Source organism: Klebsiella sp. GW_Kp182 (genome assembly GCF_040062275.1).
GTDB classification, from domain to species: domain Bacteria; phylum Pseudomonadota; class Gammaproteobacteria; order Enterobacterales; family Enterobacteriaceae; genus Klebsiella; species Klebsiella michiganensis.
The window spans coordinates 1-21,824 of sequence record NZ_JBEAFQ010000077.1 but is presented as its reverse complement, the minus strand read 5'-3'; the positions used below and the strand labels follow the sequence as shown (position 1 = coordinate 21,824).

General features: G+C 53.4%; 23 protein-coding genes and 1 other annotated feature. Of the genes, 14 read left to right on the top strand and 9 right to left on the bottom strand.

The window, feature by feature from the left end; translation table 11 throughout:
* Positions 1-92: 92 nt before the first annotated feature.
* On the top strand, positions 93-683 hold the full coding sequence (grpE, locus tag ABLU88_RS28015) for a nucleotide exchange factor GrpE (RefSeq protein WP_004853330.1): 591 nt from the start codon (positions 93-95) through the stop codon (positions 681-683).
* 64 nt (positions 684-747) lie between these two features.
* Here the strand turns inward: grpE and ABLU88_RS28010 are convergent, their stop codons facing one another.
* On the bottom strand, positions 748-2,037 hold the full coding sequence (locus ABLU88_RS28010) for an HlyC/CorC family transporter (protein WP_025107352.1): 1,290 nt from the start codon (positions 2,035-2,037) through the stop codon (positions 748-750).
* Between the two features lie 18 nt (positions 2,038-2,055).
* Positions 2,056-2,847, bottom strand: coding sequence for an inner membrane protein YpjD (locus tag ABLU88_RS28005; protein ID WP_004853326.1), 792 nt, complete (start codon positions 2,845-2,847; stop codon positions 2,056-2,058).
* Positions 2,848-3,011: 164 nt separating this feature from the next.
* Between ABLU88_RS28005 and ffh the strand changes: the two genes are divergently transcribed.
* From ffh to ABLU88_RS27970, 7 genes are all read left to right on the top strand, one after another.
* Entirely contained in the window at positions 3,012-4,379 is a 1,368-nt protein-coding gene (gene ffh / locus ABLU88_RS28000; RefSeq protein ID WP_004123779.1) for a signal recognition particle protein, read from the top strand.
* A 236-nt stretch (positions 4,380-4,615) separates the two neighbouring features.
* A complete protein-coding gene (gene rpsP / locus ABLU88_RS27995) occupies positions 4,616-4,864 on the top strand; it encodes a 30S ribosomal protein S16 (RefSeq protein ID WP_004123777.1) in 249 nt (82 codons plus the stop codon).
* Positions 4,865-4,882: 18 nt separating this feature from the next.
* On the top strand, positions 4,883-5,431 hold the full coding sequence (rimM, locus tag ABLU88_RS27990) for a ribosome maturation factor RimM (protein WP_014226441.1): 549 nt from the start codon (positions 4,883-4,885) through the stop codon (positions 5,429-5,431).
* Positions 5,432-5,476: 45 nt separating this feature from the next.
* Positions 5,477-6,244 carry a tRNA (guanosine(37)-N1)-methyltransferase TrmD gene (gene trmD, locus ABLU88_RS27985; RefSeq protein WP_004104636.1) on the top strand — a complete coding sequence of 256 codons (768 nt, stop codon included), beginning with the start codon at positions 5,477-5,479 and terminating at the stop codon, positions 6,242-6,244.
* Between the two features lie 39 nt (positions 6,245-6,283).
* Entirely contained in the window at positions 6,284-6,631 is a 348-nt protein-coding gene (gene rplS, locus ABLU88_RS27980) for a 50S ribosomal protein L19 (RefSeq protein ID WP_004104634.1), read from the top strand.
* A 120-nt stretch (positions 6,632-6,751) separates the two neighbouring features.
* Positions 6,752-7,189, top strand: a complete 438-nt coding sequence (locus ABLU88_RS27975) for a DUF2946 domain-containing protein (RefSeq protein ID WP_049080042.1) — start codon at positions 6,752-6,754, stop codon at positions 7,187-7,189.
* Positions 7,190-7,243: 54 nt separating this feature from the next.
* Complete coding sequence (locus ABLU88_RS27970; RefSeq protein WP_186006741.1) at positions 7,244-8,614, top strand: PepSY-associated TM helix domain-containing protein; 1,371 nt, start codon at positions 7,244-7,246, stop codon at positions 8,612-8,614.
* Positions 8,615-8,618: 4 nt separating this feature from the next.
* On the opposite strand, the gene ABLU88_RS27965 is transcribed toward ABLU88_RS27970, so the two are convergent.
* The 3 genes from ABLU88_RS27965 to ABLU88_RS27955 are packed head-to-tail and all read right to left on the bottom strand — an operon-like array spanning position 8,619 to position 10,838.
* The gene (locus ABLU88_RS27965; RefSeq protein ID WP_014226437.1) at positions 8,619-9,101 is read right to left on the bottom strand and encodes an OmpA family protein; all 483 of its coding nucleotides are present in this window, start codon (positions 9,099-9,101) and stop codon (positions 8,619-8,621) included.
* 11 nt (positions 9,102-9,112) lie between these two features.
* Positions 9,113-10,336, bottom strand: coding sequence for a diguanylate cyclase DgcN (gene dgcN / locus ABLU88_RS27960; protein ID WP_025107355.1), 1,224 nt, complete (start codon positions 10,334-10,336; stop codon positions 9,113-9,115).
* A complete protein-coding gene (locus ABLU88_RS27955; RefSeq protein ID WP_004853313.1) occupies positions 10,329-10,838 on the bottom strand; it encodes a YfiR family protein in 510 nt (169 codons plus the stop codon). The genes dgcN and ABLU88_RS27955 overlap by 8 nt, the downstream gene beginning before the upstream one ends.
* A gap of 344 nt (positions 10,839-11,182) precedes the next feature.
* On the opposite strand from ABLU88_RS27955, the gene aroF reads away from it, so the two are divergent.
* The 3 genes from aroF to ABLU88_RS27940 all read left to right on the top strand — a co-directional run bounded on the left by aroF (position 11,183) and on the right by ABLU88_RS27940 (position 14,325).
* Positions 11,183-12,253 carry a 3-deoxy-7-phosphoheptulonate synthase AroF gene (gene aroF / locus ABLU88_RS27950; RefSeq protein ID WP_014226435.1) on the top strand — a complete coding sequence of 357 codons (1,071 nt, stop codon included), beginning with the start codon at positions 11,183-11,185 and terminating at the stop codon, positions 12,251-12,253.
* Between the two features lie 9 nt (positions 12,254-12,262).
* On the top strand, positions 12,263-13,384 hold the full coding sequence (gene tyrA / locus ABLU88_RS27945; RefSeq protein WP_014226434.1) for a bifunctional chorismate mutase/prephenate dehydrogenase: 1,122 nt from the start codon (positions 12,263-12,265) through the stop codon (positions 13,382-13,384).
* Positions 13,385-13,452: 68 nt separating this feature from the next.
* Positions 13,453-14,325: an SMP-30/gluconolactonase/LRE family protein gene (locus ABLU88_RS27940; RefSeq protein ID WP_032751928.1), complete on the top strand. Its 873-nt coding sequence runs from the start codon at positions 13,453-13,455 to the stop codon at positions 14,323-14,325.
* Here ABLU88_RS27940 and pheA read toward each other — a convergent pair.
* The 4 genes from pheA to bamD form a co-directional block, all read right to left on the bottom strand.
* Positions 14,322-15,482 (bottom strand): bifunctional chorismate mutase/prephenate dehydratase, encoded by a 1,161-nt coding sequence (gene pheA, locus ABLU88_RS27935; RefSeq protein ID WP_004853306.1) that lies wholly within the window; start codon positions 15,480-15,482, stop codon positions 14,322-14,324. The genes ABLU88_RS27940 and pheA overlap by 4 nt on opposite strands.
* Positions 15,483-15,512: 30 nt before the next feature.
* Positions 15,513-15,637, bottom strand: a sequence feature (Phe leader region).
* Positions 15,589-15,636: a pheA operon leader peptide PheL gene (pheL, locus tag ABLU88_RS27930; protein WP_101706155.1), complete on the bottom strand. Its 48-nt coding sequence runs from the start codon at positions 15,634-15,636 to the stop codon at positions 15,589-15,591. Its footprint overlaps the feature before it by 48 nt.
* A gap of 106 nt (positions 15,638-15,743) precedes the next feature.
* On the bottom strand, positions 15,744-16,079 hold the full coding sequence (gene raiA, locus ABLU88_RS27925) for a ribosome-associated translation inhibitor RaiA (protein ID WP_004104616.1): 336 nt from the start codon (positions 16,077-16,079) through the stop codon (positions 15,744-15,746).
* Between the two features lie 271 nt (positions 16,080-16,350).
* Positions 16,351-17,088: an outer membrane protein assembly factor BamD gene (bamD, locus tag ABLU88_RS27920; RefSeq protein WP_004853303.1), complete on the bottom strand. Its 738-nt coding sequence runs from the start codon at positions 17,086-17,088 to the stop codon at positions 16,351-16,353.
* A gap of 132 nt (positions 17,089-17,220) precedes the next feature.
* Between bamD and rluD the strand changes: the two genes are divergently transcribed.
* From rluD to clpB, 3 genes are all read left to right on the top strand, one after another.
* Complete coding sequence (gene rluD / locus ABLU88_RS27915) at positions 17,221-18,201, top strand: 23S rRNA pseudouridine(1911/1915/1917) synthase RluD (RefSeq protein WP_004853302.1); 981 nt, start codon at positions 17,221-17,223, stop codon at positions 18,199-18,201.
* Positions 18,198-18,929, top strand: coding sequence for a purine nucleoside phosphorylase YfiH (gene yfiH, locus ABLU88_RS27910; protein ID WP_025107359.1), 732 nt, complete (start codon positions 18,198-18,200; stop codon positions 18,927-18,929). The genes rluD and yfiH overlap by 4 nt, the downstream gene beginning before the upstream one ends.
* A gap of 127 nt (positions 18,930-19,056) precedes the next feature.
* The gene (clpB, locus tag ABLU88_RS27905) at positions 19,057-21,630 is read left to right on the top strand and encodes an ATP-dependent chaperone ClpB (protein ID WP_014226431.1); all 2,574 of its coding nucleotides are present in this window, start codon (positions 19,057-19,059) and stop codon (positions 21,628-21,630) included.
* Positions 21,631-21,824: the final 194 nt, after the last annotated feature.

Below are 21,824 nucleotides of genomic sequence, written 5' to 3'. Positions count from 1 at the left end.
CAATCTGGCTGCGTTCCCTTGAAACCAGGAAACTGATCCCCATAATAAGCGAAGTTAGCGAGATGAATGCGAAAAAAAACGCGGAGAAATTCATGAGTAGTAAAGAACAGAAAACGCCTGAGGGGCAAGCCCCGGAAGAAATTATCACGGAGCAGCACGACGACGTTGAGGCGGTAGAGCCTGAGGTTTCGGCTGAGCAGGTGGATCCGCGCGATGAAAAAATTGCGAATCTGGAAGCTCAGCTTGCTGAAGCGCAGAAGCGCGAACGTGAAGTATTGCTGCGTGCGAAAGCCGATGAAGATAACCTGCGCCGCCGCACCGAGCTGGATATCGAAAAAGCGCATAAGTTTGCGCTGGAGAAGTTCGTTAACGAGCTGCTGCCGGTTATTGACAGCCTGGATCGCGCGCTGGAAGTCGCTGATAAAGCTAACCCGGATATGGCGCCGATGGTTGAAGGCATCGAACTGACGCTGAAGTCCATGCTCGACGTGGTGCGCAAGTTCGGCGTAGAAGTGATTGGCGATACTAACGTGCCGCTGGATCCGAACGTACATCAGGCCATTGCGATGGTTGAGTCTGAAGACGTTGCGGCAGGTAACGTTCTGGGCGTGATGCAAAAGGGTTATACCCTGAACGGCCGTACTATTCGCGCGGCGATGGTCACCGTGGCGAAAGCGAAGTAAATAAGCGAAACGGCTACCGCGAGGTAGCCGTTTTTCTATTCCCCTCAGCCAGGTCCCAGGGTTGCTATGACTCGGCCACGCTTTCGCGAATGGGTTTTACCGGCATCACTTTCACCCTTTTAATCATATTCTCCTGAACATCAAGAATATCGATATCATACTGTTCGATGCGTACGCGGGTGCCCGGGGCGGGGATCTCTTCAAGTGCTTCCAGGATAATACCGTTAATGGTTCGCGCTTCATCTTCCGGCAGATGCCAGTTAAAAGCCTTGTTGATTTCACGTACGTTGGCGGTACCGTCGATAATCACTGAACCGTCGTTAAGCGGCGTCACCTCTTCAGCAAGCGTAGGCGACATTGACGTCGTAAAATCGCCAACGATCTCTTCGAGGATATCCTCAACCGTGACCAGACCCTGAATGTCTCCATATTCATCAACAACCAGGCCCACTTTCTTCTTATTGCGCTGGAATTTCACCAGTTGCGTACTGAGCGGCGTACCTTCCGGCACGAAGTAAATTTCATCGGCGGCGCGCAGCATGACTTCTTTCGTGAACTCTTTTTTCTCCGTCATCAGGCGATAAGCTTCGCGAACCCGCAGCATGCTGATGGCATCGTCCAGCGAGTCGCGGTACAGCACAATGCGTCCGTGCGGAGAGTGGGTCAGCTGGCGGACAATGGATTTCCAGTCATCGTTAATATTGATACCGACAATATCGTTGCGCGGGACCATGATGTCGTCAACGCTGACTTTCTCGAGGTCAAGAACGGAGAGCAGCATGTCCTGATTGCGGCGGGAGATTTGCGAGCGTGATTCATTAACGATAGTGCGCAGTTCATCTTTGCTTAAGGCCCCGCTCACGACGATATCGGTTTTTATACCCATCATGCGCATCAGAATGCGAGTAATGGTGTTGAGCAACCACACCAGCGGCATCATCAGGATTTGCAGCGGCGCGAGCAGCAGGCTGCTGGGATAGGCGACCTTTTCCGGATAGAGCGCGGCAATGGTTTTTGGCAGCACTTCGGCAAACACCAGCACCACAAACGTCAGGACGCCGGTGGCAATGGCGACGCCGGCATCCCCGTACAGGCGCATACCGACAATGGTGCCCAGCGCCGAGGCAAGAATGTTGACGAGGTTATTGCCAATAAGGACCAGACTAATGAGACGGTCAGGTTTGCGCAGCAGCTTTTCGACACGTTTTGCCTGACGATTGCCCTGCTTGGCCATATGACGCAGGCGATAGCGGTTCAGCGTCATCATGCCGGTTTCAGAACCGGAGAAATAGGCGGAGATGACCACCATGACGATCAGCGTCACGATCAGCGTGGTGGTGGAGATATGTTCCACTTGGGATTCCTTAAAGACTTAGCTCATGAACTGTTGCAATACGCGGCTACCAAAGTAGGCCAGCGTCAGCAGCCCCGCGCCAGTCACGTTAAACCAGACGACCCGGCGTCCGCGCCACCCTTCATGATAGTGGCCCCAAAGCAGGACGATATAAACGAACCACGCAACGATAGACAGCACTGCTTTATCAATGTTTTCCGCACTAAATAGGTTGTGCATGTAAAACAGCCCGGTACACAGCGTCAGGGTTAACAGAACCACGCCTATCTGGGTGATATGAAACATTTTACGTTCAATGCTCATCAGCGGCGGCATTTCGCTACTGAAGGTCAACTTTTTATTCTTCAGCTGATAGTCAATCCACGCCAGCTGCAGCGCGTAAAGCGCAGCGATAATCAGCGTAGCATAAGAGAAGAGCGACAGGCCGATATGGACCAGCATCCCCGGCGTGGTTTCCAGATGCGTGATGTACTCGTTCGGCATAAAGGTAGCGAACGCGAGGTTGATTAAGGCGAAGGTGTAGACAATGGGTAGCAATAGCCAGCCGCGATTACGCGAGGCGACGATGGTCATCACCGTACAGATCATCAGGCTGACCAGCGATCCCACGTTTAATAGACTGAGATTTTGCCCGCTTTCGCCGCCGGGAAAAATGCGTGACTCCAGCGCGAAGGCGTGACAAATCAACGCAATAGTTGCGGAAAGAATCGCCATCCGCCGCCAGCTGCTGTTTTTTTGCAGCAGGCCAGGGACGATCAGCGCGAGGCTGATGGAGTAGGCGACAAGGGCGAGTAGAGCAAAAACAGGCATAGGGGTGTCGACTGTTGACTAAATAGTAAAGAGAAGCAGTATAGCGTCACGCGACTCTGGCTCCAACCGTTGCAGCACATTCGCGTTTATGTCGTGTTATACTGCGCCCATTCCGTTTTTGTGTCGCTGCGGCGACCGACCGTTTCCACCTCAGGCGAGAGACAATGTTTGATAATTTAACCGATCGTTTGTCGCGTACGCTGCGCAACATTAGCGGCCGCGGACGCCTTACTGAAGACAATATTAAAGATACCCTGCGCGAAGTGCGTATGGCGCTGCTGGAGGCGGACGTTGCTCTGCCTGTGGTACGTGATTTCATCAACCGTGTAAAAGAAAGCGCGGTAGGTCATGAAGTCAACAAAAGCCTGACCCCGGGCCAGGAGTTCGTCAAAATCGTGCGCAACGAACTGGTTGCCGCGATGGGCGAAGAGAACCAGGCGCTGGATTTAGCGGCGCAGCCGCCAGCCGTGGTGCTGATGGCCGGTTTGCAGGGGGCGGGTAAAACCACCAGCGTCGCTAAGCTGGGTAAATTCCTGCGTGAAAAGCACAAGAAGAAAGTCCTTGTCGTTTCCGCTGACGTCTATCGCCCTGCGGCGATCAAACAGCTGGAAACGCTGGCCGAGCAGGTTAGCGTTGATTTCTTCCCGTCTGACGTGGGTCAGAAGCCGGTTGATATCGTTAATGCCGCGCTGAAAGAAGCGAAGCTCAAATTCTACGACGTGCTGCTGGTGGATACCGCCGGTCGTCTGCACGTTGATGAAGCGATGATGGATGAGATTAAGCAGGTCCATGCGTCTCTCAATCCAGTAGAAACCCTGTTTGTTGTCGATGCGATGACCGGCCAGGATGCGGCGAACACGGCGAAGGCCTTTAACGAAGCCCTGCCGCTGACCGGGGTCGTGCTGACCAAAGTGGACGGCGACGCCCGCGGCGGTGCGGCGCTGTCGATTCGTCATATCACCGGCAAGCCGATTAAGTTCCTCGGCGTTGGCGAGAAAACCGAAGCGCTGGAGCCGTTCCATCCGGATCGTATCGCTTCCCGTATTCTCGGCATGGGCGACGTCCTGTCGTTGATCGAAGATATCGAAAGTAAGGTCGACCGCGCGCAGGCTGAAAAGCTGGCCTCTAAGCTGAAAAAAGGCGACGGTTTTGACCTGACCGATTTCCTTGAACAGCTGCGGCAGATGAAAAACATGGGCGGTATGGCCAGCCTGATGGGCAAGCTGCCGGGCATGGGGCAGATACCGGACAACGTTAAATCGCAGATGGATGATAAAGTTCTGGTGCGTATGGAAGCCATCATCAACTCGATGACGCTGAAAGAGCGCGCTAAACCGGAAATTATTAAAGGTTCGCGCAAACGCCGCATCGCCGCAGGCTGCGGAATGCAGGTGCAGGATGTGAACCGTCTGCTCAAGCAGTTTGACGATATGCAGCGCATGATGAAGAAGATGAAGTCGAAAGGCGGCATGATGAAGATGATGCGCGGAATGAAAGGAATGATGCCGCCAGGGTTCCCCGGAGGCCGATAGGCTGGTCGCCATTTCTGCCGGGGCGCGCTTCTTTTCTGACACATGGTTGGCGCATTCTGGCTATGACTTATACTCCGGTACCCAATTTAAGGGTACCGGAGTCGCCCTTCCACAGCAGAGTTTATAACTGCTGATTGCAATTTCCCCAGAAATCAGTAAAATTTTCGGGCTTTTAATATGACACCGGGCTCCGTTCCTCGATGGGGCCCGGTGTTTTATTCACACAAGAGGATGTTATGGTTACTATTCGTTTAGCACGTCACGGCGCGAAAAAGCGTCCGTTCTACCAGGTTGTTGTTACCGACAGCCGTAATGCACGCAACGGTCGCTTCATTGAGCGCGTTGGTTTCTTCAACCCGATCGCTTCTGCGACCGAAGAAGGAACTCGTCTGGATCTGGATCGTATCGCTCACTGGGTTGGCCTGGGCGCTACTGTTTCCGATCGCGTAGCTGCGCTGATCAAAGCCGCTAACAAAGCAGCTTAATCTGTCACGGTGGTCATGATGAGCAAGCAACACACCGCACAAGCACCTGTTGAACCGATTGTATTGGGCAAGATGGGTTCTTCCTACGGTATCCGTGGTTGGCTCAGAGTGTTTTCCTCCACCGAAGACGCCGAAAGCATTTTTGACTATCAGCCCTGGTTTATCCAGAAGGCGGGTCAGTGGCAGGTTGTTGAGCTGGAAAGCTGGCGCCACCACAATCAGGATATCGTCATTAAGCTGAAAGGCATTGACGATCGCGATGCAGCGAATCTGTTGACTAATTGCGAAATTGTCGTGGATTCATCGCAGCTGCCTGCGCTTGAAGAGGGTGACTACTACTGGAAAGACCTGATGGGCTGCCAGGTAGTGACCACGGAAGGCTATAGCCTCGGCAAAGTCATCGACATGATGGAAACCGGGTCTAATGACGTTCTCGTCATCAAGGCAAACCTGAAAGATGCATTTGGTATCAAGGAGCGGCTGGTTCCGTTCCTCGATGGGCAGGTTATCAAGAAAGTCGATCTCGCTACTCGTACCATCGAAGTAGACTGGGATCCTGGTTTTTAAATTCTCCGAATAAACGGTAAAAAACGGCACTATGGGGATTGGCTTGTGTTTATAGGTATCGTTAGCCTGTTTCCTGAAATGTTCCGCGCAATTACCGATTACGGGGTAACTGGCCGGGCAGTAAAAAATGGCCTGCTGAGCATCCAGAGCTGGAGTCCTCGCGATTTCGCTCATGACCGGCACCGTACCGTGGACGATCGTCCTTACGGCGGCGGACCGGGGATGTTAATGATGGTGCAACCTTTACGGGATGCCATTCATGCAGCAAAAGCCGCGGCAGGTGAAGGCGCAAAGGTGATTTATCTTTCACCTCAGGGACGCAAGCTTGATCAAGCGGGCGTCAGCGAACTGGCAACAAATCAGAAGCTGATTTTGGTGTGCGGTCGCTATGAAGGCGTAGATGAGCGCGTAATTCAGACCGAGATTGATGAAGAATGGTCAATTGGCGATTACGTTCTCAGCGGTGGTGAGCTACCGGCAATGACGCTGATTGACTCCGTTTCCCGGTTTATTCCGGGGGTGCTGGGCCATGAAGCTTCAGCAATCGAAGATTCGTTTGCTGAAGGATTGCTGGATTGCCCGCACTATACGCGTCCTGAAGTGTTAGAAGGTATGGAAGTACCGCCGGTATTGCTGTCGGGAAACCATGCTGAGATACGTCGCTGGCGTCTGAAGCAGTCGCTGGGCCGTACCTGGCTTAGAAGACCTGAACTTTTGGAAAACCTGGCTCTGACTGAAGAGCAAGCAAGGTTGCTGGCAGAGTTCAAAAAGGAACTCGCGCAACAGCAACATAAACATGATGGGATGGCGTAAGCCCCCAATATCAGTTTACCCAGGATAAGAGATTAAATTATGAGCAACATTATTAAGCAACTTGAACAAGAACAGATGAAGCAGGACGTACCTTCCTTCCGTCCGGGTGATACCGTGGAAGTGAAAGTATGGGTTGTTGAAGGTTCCAAAAAACGTCTGCAGGCATTCGAGGGCGTGGTTATCGCTATTCGTAACCGCGGTCTGCACTCTGCATTCACTGTTCGCAAAATTTCCAACGGCGAAGGCGTTGAGCGTGTCTTCCAGACTCACTCTCCGGTAGTTGACAGCATTTCTGTCAAACGTCGTGGTGCTGTGCGTAAAGCTAAACTGTACTACCTGCGTGAGCGTACCGGTAAGTCTGCTCGTATCAAAGAGCGTCTTAACTAAGATTCGCTTTCGCGACATCCTGAATGAGAGGGCTGGCCTGATGGGCCGGCCCTTTTTTTATCTTTATTTTAACCATTCCATTGCGAATCATTTACAATACGTCCCTCATGGGGAGGGACGGTGGTCAGCAATATTTTTCATCACTCAGCATTACAACGGCGGGCCGTATGGCTGGCGCTGTTTGCGATCCTGCTGATCGTGGTGGCGCCGTTGATCTCCATCTCCCTGCAAAAAGATCCGATGAATGGCATGCACCACGCAATGATGGGGATGCCGGAAGGTATGCCATCACATCAGATGTCCATGACGCATACCGATGCCTCGATGCCGGAACACGCGCACAGCGTGCCGCTCGATCATGCTGAAGCCTGTGGCTACTGCGTACTGTTAGCTCATGTTCCGGGCCTGATTTTCGCGCTGGTGCTGCTGCTCAGCCTGATGCTTCGACGCCAGCGAGCCCCGGTTTCACGCCCGGAGAGGAAACGCTGGCATGACTTTACCTGGCTTTATCCCCACACCCGCGCGCCACCGCGCCCGTCTGCTTTCTCCCTTACATAAAAAATAATGTGCGCACTGCGCAACGTTCTCTTTTGCTTTAAAAAAAGGAAAAGTATGACTACCTGCACCTCGCGCGCGGCATGGCTGAACCTGCTGCGTCGTCTTCATTTCTATATCGGATTGTTTATCGGGCCGTTTATTTTTGTGGCGGCCCTGACCGGTACGCTATATGTCGCCACCCCTCAGCTGGAAAACTGGCTCTATCGTGATGCTCTGTACGGTACGTTGACTGGGGAAAAACAGCCGCTAAGCGCGCAAATTACCGTAGCGACGGAGGCCATTCAGGGAAACCTCCGCCTGCATGCGGTTCGGCCGGGGATAATGGCTGGCGATACGACCCGAGTGATGTTTATTGACCCGACCCTTGGCGAGTCGGAAACGCGGGCAATTTTTGTCGATCCGGTGACGCTACGGGTGACAGGCGATATGCCGGTTTACGGCACCAGCGGTATTTTGCCCCTGCGTCAGTGGATTGATTATGCCCATCGCTCTTTGCTGCTGGGTAACTTCGGCCGACTGTACAGCGAGCTGGCAGCCTCCTGGATGTGGGTTGCCGCTCTGGGCGGGATCGCGCTGTGGTCGATGACCCGGCCGCGTCGTCGCATAAATAACAGCGTGCAGAATAACCGCCGCCTGCACGTTTCTCTCGGCTGGGTGCTGCTGGTCGGTATGTTGTTATTCTCTGCGACCGGTTTAACCTGGTCGCAATGGGCCGGTAGTCACGTCGATAGGATGCGTGCCGCCTTTGGCTGGCTGACGCCGCAGGTGAATACCCAGCTGGAAAGTGCCGCTCCGGCCGCTCACGATCCGCATGCCGAACATCATGTGGGACATGGAGCGATGGGGGAGATGACGGCGCAGTTGCGCGTAGAGGATTTTGACCCGGTTCTGCTGGCTGCCCGCGCGGCGGGGCTGGATGCCGGCAAGCTGGAGATTCGACCGCCGTCGGGTGCCGGGCGCGCGTGGACGGTAAATGAAATCGACAGAAGCTGGCCAACCCGGGTTGATGCTGTCGCGATCGATGGTGCAACGATGCAAATCGTGGACCGCACTCATTTTTCCGACTTTCCGCTCATGGCTAAGCTGACCCGCTGGGGCGTTGATTTCCATATGGGAATTTTGTTCGGTCTTGCTAACCAGCTACTGCTTATCGCGTTCGGAACCGCACTCTGCGTGATGATAGCGGTGGGGTACCGGCTGTGGTGGATCCGTCGCCCGGCGCGCGCGGCGTTTAACCCGGCCAATACGTTGATACAGGCGTGGTTTGGCTTAGTGTGGCCTGCTCGTCTGCTGACTGCTGTTATTGCGGTGTTGTTGGGCCTGGCGCTGCCGCTCATAGGAAGCAGCCTCGCGCTATGTCTCGCCGTTGATTATCTGCGCTGGCGCTCAGCAACGGCGGTGATAGCGGCTAAACCAGTCGAATAGGTGTTTAAGGCGTGCTGATAACCACCGTGACGCGGCGGTTTTCAGCGCGCCCTTTCGCGGTATCGTTGCTGGCTATAGGATACTTTTTCCCGAGTCCGCGAGTGGTCAAGTTTGCGCGCGGAATATTCGCCCCTTCGGCCCAGGCATCCGCCACGCTGTTAGCCCGCTTAAGCGATAGCATTTCGTTGTAGCTGTCTTCGCCGTAATTATCAGTATGACCTTCAAGGCGACTATGGGTAATACCGGTACTCGCCAGACGTGAAGCCATTGTGCGAATTTGCTGTTTGCTTTCGGCACGCAGATGATAGTCGTTTTTATCAAACAGGATGGTATCAGATATTCCTAATAACCAGTCGCCGTTGGTTTCAGTAAAGCCATATGACTTCATTGCTGCAATTTGTTCTGCCGAGAATTTTCCTTGCGGAGCCTGGCAGCCGCTAAGAAAAAGTGCGGCCAGTAAAGCAGGAGCAAAATATTTTCCGATCATGGTGATTCCTTTTATTTTTGCGTTTGCTGTAAGCGCTGGTGTTTCATCCGATACATATTTTGATCGGCAAGCTCTTGCAGATTTTCCGCTGAGGTATGTTCCCAGGTTAAAGCGTAACCAATGCTCAGTGACAGGCTGGCGGTGTGGCCATTGTGTAGATTAAACGGTGGGATAAACTGTTCGGACAACGCGCTGCACAGTGCCCGAACTTCGGTTTCTGAATGAACATCCCGTAGCAGAATGGCAAATTCATCGCCGCCGAGACGCCATGCCTGATGCTGTTTACCGACAAAGGCCATCAGGCGGCTCGCGACCTCAATTAACACTTTATCGCCGGCTGCGTGGCCCCAGTTGTCGTTAATAAGCTTGAAGTTATCGCCATCAAGAAATAACAGCGCAGAATGACTTTGGGCGGTTTCATCCTTCATCAGATCATTAATCACATTCCGGAAAGCCGCTCTGTTAGCCAGCCCGGTTAGCGGGTCGTGTAATGAACTGCGCAGGAGCTGGGCGTTTTTAGCCTGAAGCTGCCGCTGCCAGTCCTCCATTTCACCCAGCAGGCTATTGAAGTCCTGGGCGAACAGGTGGAATTCTTCAATGCGCTCTTCGGGCACCCGGCGGGAGAAATGGCGATTTTCGCGGATGTCATGTACCACCTCGGTAATGCTCTGTAACGCAGCCACAATGCCGCGATGCAGCGAGTGGGTAAGGAGCAAGGCGATGCAGGAAGCCAGAAAAATGCTGCTGGTGAGCACAATAATAGAGATACCAAGAAAATAGCTTATCAATCTGTCCAGCGCGGTCAGACGGAGTTCACCGATAATTTTTCCCTGGTGCAGGATAGTTTGCACCGTGGGTTTCGGGAAGAGCCATTTGCTGATGACGTCGCTGATTTTATCCTGACTGACCAGACCATCGTTATGCCATGAGGCGAAGGGTCTTTGCCGGCCATCGACCAGAATTGCTTGAGAAAATTGCCCCTGTCTGCCCAGAGTGGCCAGCGTGTCTTCAGCCGCTGCGCTATCGCCAAAAACGAGCGCTGCTTCCAGGCTACGGCCCATGGTGGCAGCGGTAAGTTCCAGGTTTTTTTGGGCGTATTGCTTGAGTGTAAATATGGAAGCGGTGCAGAGTAACAGCCAGACCAGTGTCATAGAGATCACCACGCTTATCATGCTGATACGGCGCAGCGCTCTTTTAAATGTGGGGCGCGGGGCCTGAGAAAAATCCTTATTCATGTGATGTTTTCCGGGCAAGCATCAGCACCTCGGGATTAACCCGAACGCCGCTGTGCGTCAGTACATCCAGATTTACGGAAAATCTGACTCTCTCATTGTTGATGAGCAGGCAAAAAGCGCTGCCAATAGAGCAATCGGTGTTTTGTTCCGCAATAAGTAATAGGGGCCGGTTTCCATATTTGGCCGTAAATTCAGACTGTTGGGTCGGCGATTCACTGCCAAAATAAAAACCATCGCAGGTCGTCTGTAAGGCTTCTTGTGTATTACGAACAATCACGGGTTTATAAGGCAATATTTCCGGAGCGTCTTCGGCCAGGCTATGGATATATCGTGATGTTGAAAAAATACAGAGCCTTGGAGGACCGGATAATTGCGGCCAGCGAGTATAAGTCACGATCCCCGAAACGATTGTCCGAACATTTTCAGACGGTCCGGAGGCAACAGCAGAGATACCCACGAGTGATAGTACTAAAGTCAAAAAGAGACGGTGAAGAACAGTCATTACGGTTCCGTCAGATTGTCATAGCGTGGGGGATGCAGATTGCTGAAACCCGGGCGAAGAATAGCATTGTTGAGGAAAATCGTCATTAGCCAGCCTCGCCGCTTTGAGATAATTCTTACCAGGATTTTTCGTAAAAGAAATTCGTGGAAGCAGGGAAAAACTGGCGTTTAATGACTCACTGTAAATAATTTGATACGCATTGAATGAAATACAGCGCGATTTAATTTCTATGTGTAAAGTAAAATTTACGGAATATGGATTGAAATCTTTACTTTGTGTGGTATCGTTACGTCATCCTCGCTGAGGCAATAACTATCGCAAACGAGCTATACAGGATCGCAATCATGCAAAAAGACGCGCTGAACAACGTACACATTACCGACGAACAGGTTTTGATCACTCCGGATCAGTTGAAGGCTGAATTCCCTCTGAGCGTTGAGCAGGAGGCGCAGATCGCGCAGTCTCGCCAGACCATCTCCAACATCATCGCCGGCCGCGATCCGCGTCTGCTGGTGGTATGTGGCCCTTGTTCGATCCACGATCCTGAAACCGCCATTGAGTACGCTCGTCGTTTTAAAGCCCTTGCCGAAGAGGTCAGCGATAGCCTCTATCTGGTCATGCGCGTCTATTTTGAAAAACCCCGCACCACCGTTGGCTGGAAAGGGCTGATTAACGATCCGCATATGGATGGTTCGTTTGATGTGGAAGGCGGCCTGAAGATTGCGCGCCGTCTGCTGGTTGAACTGGTCAATATGGGGCTACCGTTGGCGACGGAAGCGTTGGATCCAAACAGTCCTCAGTATCTCGGCGATCTGTTTAGCTGGTCTGCTATCGGCGCGCGTACGACCGAATCCCAGACTCACCGTGAGATGGCTTCTGGCCTGTCGATGCCGGTAGGGTTTAAAAACGGCACCGATGGCAGCCTTGCCACGGCAATTAACGCAATGCGCGCTGCCGCGATGCCGCACCGTTTCGTCGGCATCAACCAGGCCGGACAGGTGTGCCTGCTGCAAACGCAGGGCAACCCGAACGGTCACGTCATTCTGCGCGGCGGGAAAGCGCCAAACTACGGCCCGGAAGATGTTGCGAAGTGTGAAAAAGAGATGACTCAGGCGGGACTGAAGCCCTCTCTGATGGTAGATTGCAGCCATGGGAATTCTAATAAAGACTACCGCCGTCAGCCTGCGGTTGCGGAATCCGTGGTCGCGCAGATTAAAGATGGTAACCGTTCCATTATTGGTCTGATGATTGAGAGCAATATCCACGAAGGTAACCAGTCCTCTGAGCAGCCGCGTTGCGATATGAAATACGGCGTCTCAGTGACCGATGCCTGCATTAGTTGGGAAACCACCGATGCGCTGCTCCGCGAACTTGATAAGGATCTGCGAGGCCATCTGGCGGCTCGTCTGGCGTAAGAGGATGATATGGTTGCTGAACTGACCGCATTGCGCGATCAAATTGATGAAGTCGATAAGGCGCTGCTGGAACTGCTGGCTAAGCGCCTGGAGCTGGTAGCGGAAGTCGGAGAGGTTAAAAGCCAATACGGCCTGCCCATTTACGTTCCTGAGCGTGAATCGGCGATGCTGGCGTCCCGGCGCGAGGAGGCTGCTGCGCTTGGGGTCCCGCCGGATCTTATCGAAGATGTTTTGCGTCGCGTCATGCGGGAGTCTTATTCCAGCGAAAACGATAAAGGTTTTAAAACGCTTTATCCGAACCTGCGTCCGGTGGTGATTGTTGGCGGCGGCGGGCAAATGGGGCGTCTGTTTGAGAAAATGCTGACGCTTTCCGGATATCAGGTTCGTATCCTTGAAAAAGACGACTGGTCGCGGGCGGAAGAGATTGTCGCCGATGCCGGTATGGTTATCGTCAGCGTGCCGATTCATATCACGGCGGCAACGATTGCTCAGCTGCCACCGCTGCCGGCGGACTGCATCCTGGTCGATTTGGCCTCGGTGAAAGCGGAACCGCTGCAGGCGATGCTGGCCGCGCACAAAGGTCCGGTATTGGGGTTACACCCCATGTTTGGGCCGGACAGCGGCAGCCTGGCGAAGCAGGTGGTGGTGTACTGCGATGGCCGCCAGCCCGAAGCGTATCAGTGGTTCCTGGAGCAAATTCAGGTCTGGGGCGCGCGGCTCCATCGTATCAGCGCCGTCGAGCACGATCAGAATATGGCCTTTATTCAGGCGTTGCGCCACTTTGCGACCTTCGCTTACGGCCTGCACTTGGCCGAAGAGAATGTGCGTCTTGAGCAACTTCTGGCGCTGTCGTCGCCTATTTATCGTCTGGAACTGGCGATGGTTGGCCGGCTGTTTGCCCAGGATCCGCAGCTCTATGCTGACATTATTATGTCCTCGGAAAATAATCTGGCGCTGATTAAGCGATACTACCAGCGCTTCGGTGAAGCTATCGGCCTGCTGGAGCAGGGGGATAAACAGGCGTTCATCGATAGCTTCCGTAAGGTTGAGCACTGGTTCGGTGACTATGCCCAGCGCTTCCAGAGCGAAAGCCGGACGTTGCTGCGCCAGGCAAATGATAATCGGCAGTAAGTCGTCAAACACGTATACAATAAAGCCAGAGGGGTGACCCGCTGGCTTTTTTTATAGGGATGAAAACGATGGCTGAACCACAACCGCTGTTTGATTACACCGGGCATTTACCGGAATGTCCGACCTGGAGCGAAGCCGAACAGGCATTGTACTGGGCCGATATTATGGAATGCGAGATTCATCGCTACGACGTGCAGACGGGTGAACATCAGGTTCTGCAATTTCCCGAGGAGCCCGGCTGTTTTGCCCTGCGCGAGAAGGGCGGTTTTATCGTCGCTTTACGCAGCGGTATCTGGCTCACTGATGCGCATGGTCTTCTACAGCGCAAAGTCTGCGATAACCCCAGCAACCCGCAATTAGCGCGCTTTAATGATGGTGGAACCGATCGTGACGGCCGCTTTTATGCCGGGACTTTCTGGGGGCCGGGAGATTTTAATGGCGCGCTCTTAGTGCGCATCGATAACGATCTCTCCCCGCAGGTTATCCAGTGCGATATTCACGGCGCTAACGGTCTGGCGTTTAGCGAAGACAAACGTTGGATGTATACCTCGGATACGCCAAATGCCGTTATCTATCGAACACCTCTCGATGAGCGGGGCGAGGCGGGTAAACGTGAGGTCTTCCTGCGCTTTCAGCCGGGAGAGGGGATTCCAGACGGCGCGGCCATCGATGCTGAAGGTTGCTACTGGAGCGCGATGTTTGACGGCTGGCGTATTGCGCGCTTCTCGCCGACGGGCGAGCAGCTGGAGGAGCATCGTCTACCGGTGCGTTGCCCGACGATGGTCTGTTTTGGCGGAGCGGATATGAAGACGCTCTACATTACCACCACGCGGGAGAATATGGATGCCGAAGAAGTGGCGAAATATCCGCTTTCCGGCGCGATCTTCACCCTGCCAGTTGCCGTGGCAGGGATGAAGAAATTGCCGTTTATCGAACGTTAAACCGGGTCGACCGGTACCACGTTTTCGCTGGCATAGCAGCCCAGCACTTTCATTGAACGCGTTATCTCGGCCAGCTCTTTTAATGCCTTGCGCATTGGCAGTGATTCCAGGTTGGCCTGGATATCCAGATAAAACATCTCTTCCCACGGATTACCGTGAATGGGGCGTGATTCCAGCTTGGTCATGATCAGATTATGGTTTCGCAGCACCAGCAGCGCTTCAACCAGGGCCCCGGCTTGCTGGCCGGTGGCCATCAACAGCGTGGTTTTCGCAGGGACCTGATCGGAGACTTCCACCGCTTTACGCGCCAGAACCAGGAAGCGGGTGATGTTTTGCGTCTGGTTCGCCTGACAATGTTCCAGGACCTGCAAACCGTGCAGCGCTCCGCCTGCTTCGCTGCCCAGGGCGGCAACGGTCGGCGATTTAGCCTGAGCGACTTTTTCCATCGCTGAGGAGGTGCTGTCGGTATATTCAATGTTCCAGTGCGGATAGCGGCTCAGATACTGGCTGCACTGCTGAAACGGCTGCGGATGGCTGTAGACCGTCGTAATCTGTTGCGCATCGGTGGACGTTGAGACCAGCACGCAGTGATCGATAGGCAGCGTCAGCTCGCCCACGATGGATAAGCTGGTGTGCTGCAGAAGATCGTAAACATCATTGATGCCGCCGGAACTGGTATTTTCAATAGGAACGACGGCATAGTCAGCCTGGCCGGTCTCCACTTGCTCAAAGATATCGGCGAACTTCGCGCAGCCGCTTTCGATAAACTGTTCAAAGTGGCGGGCGGCATACTGACGAGCCGCAAGGTGCGAATATGAACCTTTAGGTCCGAGGAATGCCACCCGCGCGGAGTGCGGATTAATTTTATTCAGGTGCTGTTGCAGCAGCGTTTGTTGGGTAAGGACCGAGTCTTCAATGATCAGCTGGAACAGGCGCGTGATGTAATGGGCATCAAGATGGTGTTTTTTCCCCAGCGTCATCAGGCGTTCCAGCAGGTCCCGCTCGCGGTCGATATCCCGCACCGGCCGGTGCGATGCCAGCTTGGCTTTGCCGACCTCGACGGCCAGGCCGCGGCGCTCAGCCAGCAGCGCAAGCAGTTTCTCATCCAGAGCGCTGATCTTATCGCGTAGGGCCAGTAATGGGTTTTCCTCGGTCATATGTGTTGCCTTTCTTGTTATTGATTATCAATAAAAAAGGCCTCCCGTTTGGGAGGCCTTGTTGTTCGTCTTCGCATTCTTTATCACACGACGAATTGCCTCCCATTCAGGGGAAGGTAAAAAAGAATGCGAAGAAAAACGGGATCAGTTTCACGATGAATTCCTTGAGTTAGTGGGGATTACAGTACCTGTACTGTTTTCACTCTGTCAATAAAAAACGCGCCCGAAGGCGCGTGGCATGACACAAGCTTAAGTTAAGGATTACTCTTCTTCTTCCACAAAGCCTGCCTCTTTCACCGACGTTGCGGCGCGGCGGGCTTCCCCTTTGTGTTGCACTTTATTGAGCTGCCGTTCCAGCTTGTTGATCAATTCGTTAATTGCGGCATACATGTCTTCGTGCCGTGCGCTGGCGACCAGGTGCCCGTTTGGCGTATTGATGGTTGCGTCAGCGACAAAACCCTGCGGCTCCTTAGAGAGGATGATGTGCGGGTTAATTAAGTGGGTTTGCCATTTATCCAGTTTGGCGAGACGGTCTGCGACGTGCTGGCGGATTGCCGGAGTAATTTCCATTTGTTTACTGGTAATGTTCATTGTCATAAATTTTACCTCTTGTCTTTCCCGTCTTGGTAAACTCAGCATACCTCGCCCAATGTCAAAATGCGTGATTTAAATCACATTTTATTGTCACTTTTTGTCAACAAATCTGTTTTGTGAGACAGGACAGGAACAGGTGAGATTTTACTTGTGGAATGGAAGAAAGAGAGCCATATTTGATGAGTTAACTCGGCACTAAACCGCTTCAGCTTAACAATTTAACGAATAAAAAAACGGCAGCCACTCGGCTGCCGTTTTGCTTATCTAAGGGCTATCAGGTGTTCTTGCTGTTAGCCGCGATGATTTTCGCAACCTTGTCAGCCTGCGCGTTCATCTGCATCTGACGGTAGGCGTTTTCCATTTTCGGAAGCGCGTCGCGGGTGGCCTGCGTATCCGGATAGTTACGCAGCATGCCGTCTACGCGGTTAACGACCGCAACCCATGCGCCACGATCGGTATAGTAATCCACGACCGACAGCTCGTACTTCGCCAGACGATCTTTCAGGAACACCATACGCTTGTAGGCGTCAGTAGCGTACTGGCTGTTAGGATAGCCACGAACCAGTTTGGAGAAGTCGTTAAAGGCATCGCGCGCGTGTTGTGGATCGCGGTCAGAACGATCGACACCGAAGAAGCCCTGCAGCGCACTGTCATCCAACGCCATATTTGTCAGACCACGCATATAAATGACGTAATCAATGTTAGGATGGGTAGGGTTCAGGCGCACAAAGCGATCGATAGCTGCCTGAGCCAACGGCAGATCGGCGTTTTTGTAGTACGCATAAATCAGATCCAACTGTACCTGTTGGGAATAAGGACCAAAGGGATAACGGTTATCCAACGCTTCCAGTTGCGTTATTGCCTGTTTCCAGTTACCGTCCTGCAGCTTTTGCTGAGCGGTCGCGTAGATCTCATTCGGCGGATTATCGGGCACCTCCTCCTTTGAGCCAGAGCAACCCACCAAAGCCAGGCTCAGTGTGGCTGCTGCCACCAGGTATTTCATGCGCGTCATGACGTTTTGACTTCCTCAAAATGTTTATGCGGGAGAATCTCTGTTCCTGCTCCCGATTAAGACCAGCTACAATAGCACACTATATTAAACGGCAAAGCCGTAAAACCCAACGTTAAAACGAAGAAGCTGTATATGGCACAACGAGTACAACTCAACGCAACGGTGTCCGAAAATCAACTCGGACAACGCTTAGATCAGGCTTTGGCCGAATTGTTCCCGGATTATTCGCGTTCGCGCATAAAAGAATGGATCCTTGACCAGAGAGTGCTGGTAAACGGCAGCGTCAGCGACAAGCCGAAAGAGAAAGTGCTGGGGGGAGAAACGATTGCTATCGATGTTGAAATCGAAGAAGAAGTCCGTTTCCAACCACAGGATATTCCGCTCAATATCGTTTATGAAGATGATGACATCCTCGTAATTAATAAACCGCGCGATTTAGTTGTGCACCCTGGCGCGGGCAACCCTGACGGTACTGTGCTGAATGCGCTGTTGCACTACTATCCGGCCATTGCTGACGTGCCGCGTGCGGGGATCGTGCACCGTCTTGATAAAGACACCACCGGCTTGATGGTGGTCGCGAAGACCATTCCGGCGCAAACCCGCCTGGTGGAATCCCTGCAGCTGCGCGAAATCACCCGCGAGTATGAAGCGGTGGCGATTGGTCACATGACCGCTGGCGGAACGGTGGAAGAACCGATTAGCCGCCACCCGACCAAGCGTACGCATATGGCGGTACATCCTATGGGAAAACCGGCGGTGACGCACTATCGGATCATGGAGCATTTTCGCATTCATACTCGTCTGCGTTTGCGCCTGGAGACCGGCCGTACGCATCAGATTCGCGTACACATGGCGCACATCACTCACCCGCTGGTGGGCGATCAGGTCTATGGCGGGCGCCCGCGTCCGCCTAAAGGCGCATCGGAAGAGTTCATCACCGCTCTGCGTAAGTTCGATCGCCAGGCCCTGCATGCCACCATGCTGCGTTTATACCATCCGATCAGCGGCATTGAGATGGAATGGCATGCGCCAATTCCACAGGATATGGTTGATTTGATTGATGCCATGCGCGCTGATTTTGAAACCCATAAAGACGATATTGACTGGCTATGACTAAACTGATTGTACCGCAATGGCCAATGCCGGAAGGCGTGGCAGCCTGTAGTTCCACGCGCGCTGGTGGGGTGAGTTTGTCGCCATACGATTCACTTAACCTCGGAGCCCATTGCGGAGACAATCTGCAGCACGTAGAAGAGAACCGTCGGCGCATGTTCGCCGCTGGCGGTCTTCCGTCATACCCGGTGTGGCTGGAGCAGGTTCACGGTACGGCAGTGTTAAAGCTCGATGGCGGGCCGTACCCGTCAAAGCGCGCTGATGCTTCATACTGCAATGTGCCGGGTACGGTATGCGCGGTGATGACCGCTGATTGCCTGCCGGTGCTTTTTTGCAACCGCGCGGGAACGGAAGTTGCGGCTGCTCATGCCGGCTGGCGGGGCCTTTGTGAAGGCGTGCTGGAAGAAACCGTGGCCTGTTTTGCCGATAAACCGGAAAACATCATGGCCTGGCTTGGGCCCGCCATTGGGCCGGACGCGTTTGAGGTTGGTCCGGAGGTGCGTGAGGCCTTTATGGCAAAAGATACTCAGGCGGAGCGCGCATTTCGTCCTGCAGGTGAAAAGTATTTTGCTGATATCTATCAGCTTGCGCGTCAGCGGCTGGCGAGCGTTGGCGTTGAGCAGATTTTTGGCGGTGACCGCTGTACCCTCAGCGAAAAAGATGATTTTTTCTCTTATCGTCGCGACAAGACGACGGGTCGTATGGCAAGTTTCATCTGGCTGATATAACCTCCCGAACTAAGACGATCCAGAAGGCAAACTTATTTTTGCATAGTTCAGGTCTTTAACCTTGAATAATTGAGGGATGACCTCATTTAATCTCCAGTAGCAAATTTGACCTGTTATGGGAGGAGTTATGCGTCTGGATCGTCTTACCAATAAATTCCAGCTTGCTCTTGCCGATGCCCAGTCCCTTGCACTCGGGCACGACAACCAATTCATCGAACCTCTTCATCTTATGAGCGCCTTGCTGAATCAGGAAGGGGGATCGATACGTCCTTTATTAACTTCGGCGGGCATCAATGCCGGAGAGTTGCGCACCAATATTGAACAGGCGTTGAGCCGATTGCCGCAGGTGGAAGGTACCGGCGGCGATGTTCAACCGTCCCAGGATTTAGTGCGTATCCTGAACCTTTGCGACAAGCTGGCGCAAAAGAGAAAGGACAACTTTATTTCGTCAGAGCTGTTCGTTCTGGCAGCGCTTGAATCACGCGGCACGCTGACCGACCTTTTAAAATCCGCCGGGGCCACAACCGCCAACGTGAGTCAGGCGATCGAACAAATGCGCGGAGGTGAAAGCGTGAACGATCAGGGAGCCGAAGACCAACGTCAGGCCTTGAAAAAATTTACCGTCGATCTGACTGAACGTGCCGAGCAGGGCAAGCTTGACCCGGTGATTGGCCGCGATGAAGAAATTCGTCGTACGATTCAGGTTCTGCAGCGCCGTACCAAAAACAACCCGGTGCTGATTGGTGAACCCGGTGTAGGTAAAACGGCCATTGTTGAAGGACTGGCGCAGCGGATCGTCAACGGTGAAGTGCCGGAAGGTCTGAAGGGGCGCCGGGTGCTGGCGCTCGATATGGGCGCGCTGGTGGCGGGTGCCAAATACCGCGGTGAGTTTGAAGAGCGCTTAAAAGGCGTTCTGAATGACCTCGCCAAGCAGGAAGGCAACGTCATCCTGTTTATCGATGAGCTGCACACCATGGTGGGTGCGGGTAAAGCGGACGGCGCAATGGACGCCGGTAACATGCTGAAACCGGCGCTGGCGCGCGGTGAGCTGCACTGCGTGGGCGCTACGACGCTGGATGAATATCGCCAGTACATTGAGAAAGACGCCGCGCTGGAACGTCGTTTCCAGAAAGTATTCGTGGCGGAGCCGACCGTTGAAGATACCATTGCGATTTTGCGTGGTCTGAAAGAACGTTATGAACTGCACCACCACGTGCAGATCACCGACCCGGCGATCGTTGCGGCAGCCACGCTGTCTCATCGCTATATCGCCGACCGACAGCTGCCGGATAAAGCTATCGACCTGATCGATGAAGCCGCATCCAGCATTCGGATGCAGATTGACTCAAAACCGGAAGAGCTGGACAGACTCGACCGTCGCATCATTCAGCTCAAGCTGGAACAGCAGGCGCTGAAGAAAGAGTCTGATGAAGCCAGCATTAAGCGGCTGGATATGCTGAATGAGGAGCTGGCCGATAAAGAACGTCAATATTCAGTCTTAGAAGAAGAGTGGAAGGCTGAAAAAGCATCGCTCTCCGGAACCCAGACGATTAAGGCTGAGCTGGAACAGGCGAAAATCGCGATTGAGCAGGCGCGTCGCGTCGGCGATCTGGCGCGGATGTCCGAGCTGCAGTACGGCAAAATCCCGGAGCTGGAAAAACAGCTGGCGGCGGCAACGCAATCCGAAGGCAAGACGATGCGTCTGTTGCGTAATAAAGTCACGGATGCGGAAATCGCGGAAGTGTTGGCTCGCTGGACGGGTATCCCGGTGGCCAGAATGCTGGAAGGCGAGCGTGAGAAGCTGCTGCGTATGGAGCAGGAGCTGCATAGTCGCGTCATTGGTCAGAATGAAGCGGTTGAAGCGGTATCGAATGCAATCCGCCGTAGCCGTGCCGGATTATCCGATCCTAATCGTCCAATCGGCTCGTTCCTGTTCCTGGGCCCTACCGGTGTAGGTAAAACAGAACTCTGTAAAGCGCTGGCCAACTTTATGTTTGATAGCGACGATGCGATGGTACGTATCGACATGTCAGAGTTTATGGAGAAACACTCCGTTTCACGTCTGGTTGGGGCGCCTCCGGGATACGTCGGTTATGAAGAAGGCGGCTATCTCACTGAAGCGGTCCGCCGTCGTCCTTATTCCGTCATCCTGCTGGATGAAGTGGAAAAAGCGCATCCGGATGTCTTTAACATTCTGCTGCAGGTACTGGACGATGGACGTTTGACTGACGGGCAGGGGAGAACGGTCGACTTCCGCAATACGGTCGTCATCATGACCTCTAACCTCGGTTCGGATCTCATTCAGGAACGTTTTGGGGCTCTGGACTATAGCCACATGAAAGAGCTGGTTCTGGGCGTGGTTAGCCAAAGCTTCCGGCCGGAGTTTATCAACCGTATTGATGAAGTGGTGGTATTCCACCCGTTAGGTGAAAAACACATTGCTTCTATTGCGCAGATTCAGCTGCAGCGGTTGTATAAACGACTTGAGGAACGCGGCTATGAAGTTCACCTCTCTGATGAGGCACTGAAGCTGCTGAGCGAAAACGGTTACGATCCGGTTTATGGCGCACGTCCTCTGAAACGTGCTATCCAGCAGCAGATCGAAAACCCGCTGGCGCAGCAGATTCTCTCTGGAGAGCTGATACCGGGTAAAGAAGTGCAGCTGGTTGTGAAAAACGACCGGATAGTGGCAGTGCAGTAAATCACAAAACAGCAAAAACGGGCCCGCTGGGCTCGTTTTTGTTTAAAAACCAGGCGATAATGTATTCTCAGCTGCAGCTTTGGTTGAAAAATAAGCGGGTGGAGTTTTTTTTTGAAATTCCTCTTGCCACTTCAGAATTACTCCCTATAATGCGCCTCCACTGACACGGAACAACGGCTTACAGCCCGCCGGGT

What these genes read in the sequence shown, in the direction of transcription:
- raiA (WP_004104616.1), bottom strand. Translation starts at nt 16,079, where the DNA reads ATGACAATGAACATTACCAGTAAACAAATGGAAATTACTCCGGCAATC.
- grpE (WP_004853330.1), top strand. Translation starts at nt 93, where the DNA reads ATGAGTAGTAAAGAACAGAAAACGCCTGAGGGGCAAGCCCCGGAAGAA.
- bamD (WP_004853303.1), bottom strand. Translation starts at nt 17,088, where the DNA reads ATGACGCGCATGAAATACCTGGTGGCAGCAGCCACACTGAGCCTGGCT.
- ABLU88_RS27970 (WP_186006741.1), top strand. Translation starts at nt 7,244, where the DNA reads ATGACTACCTGCACCTCGCGCGCGGCATGGCTGAACCTGCTGCGTCGT.
- rpsP (WP_004123777.1), top strand. Translation starts at nt 4,616, where the DNA reads ATGGTTACTATTCGTTTAGCACGTCACGGCGCGAAAAAGCGTCCGTTC.
- clpB (WP_014226431.1), top strand. Translation starts at nt 19,057, where the DNA reads ATGCGTCTGGATCGTCTTACCAATAAATTCCAGCTTGCTCTTGCCGAT.
- rimM (WP_014226441.1), top strand. Translation starts at nt 4,883, where the DNA reads ATGAGCAAGCAACACACCGCACAAGCACCTGTTGAACCGATTGTATTG.
- rluD (WP_004853302.1), top strand. Translation starts at nt 17,221, where the DNA reads ATGGCACAACGAGTACAACTCAACGCAACGGTGTCCGAAAATCAACTC.
- dgcN (WP_025107355.1), bottom strand. Translation starts at nt 10,336, where the DNA reads ATGAATAAGGATTTTTCTCAGGCCCCGCGCCCCACATTTAAAAGAGCG.
- rplS (WP_004104634.1), top strand. Translation starts at nt 6,284, where the DNA reads ATGAGCAACATTATTAAGCAACTTGAACAAGAACAGATGAAGCAGGAC.
- ffh (WP_004123779.1), top strand. Translation starts at nt 3,012, where the DNA reads ATGTTTGATAATTTAACCGATCGTTTGTCGCGTACGCTGCGCAACATT.
- ABLU88_RS27955 (WP_004853313.1), bottom strand. Translation starts at nt 10,838, where the DNA reads ATGACTGTTCTTCACCGTCTCTTTTTGACTTTAGTACTATCACTCGTG.
- ABLU88_RS27940 (WP_032751928.1), top strand. Translation starts at nt 13,453, where the DNA reads ATGGCTGAACCACAACCGCTGTTTGATTACACCGGGCATTTACCGGAA.
- ABLU88_RS28005 (WP_004853326.1), bottom strand. Translation starts at nt 2,847, where the DNA reads ATGCCTGTTTTTGCTCTACTCGCCCTTGTCGCCTACTCCATCAGCCTC.
- ABLU88_RS27965 (WP_014226437.1), bottom strand. Translation starts at nt 9,101, where the DNA reads ATGATCGGAAAATATTTTGCTCCTGCTTTACTGGCCGCACTTTTTCTT.
- tyrA (WP_014226434.1), top strand. Translation starts at nt 12,263, where the DNA reads ATGGTTGCTGAACTGACCGCATTGCGCGATCAAATTGATGAAGTCGAT.
- yfiH (WP_025107359.1), top strand. Translation starts at nt 18,198, where the DNA reads ATGACTAAACTGATTGTACCGCAATGGCCAATGCCGGAAGGCGTGGCA.
- pheA (WP_004853306.1), bottom strand. Translation starts at nt 15,482, where the DNA reads ATGACCGAGGAAAACCCATTACTGGCCCTACGCGATAAGATCAGCGCT.
- aroF (WP_014226435.1), top strand. Translation starts at nt 11,183, where the DNA reads ATGCAAAAAGACGCGCTGAACAACGTACACATTACCGACGAACAGGTT.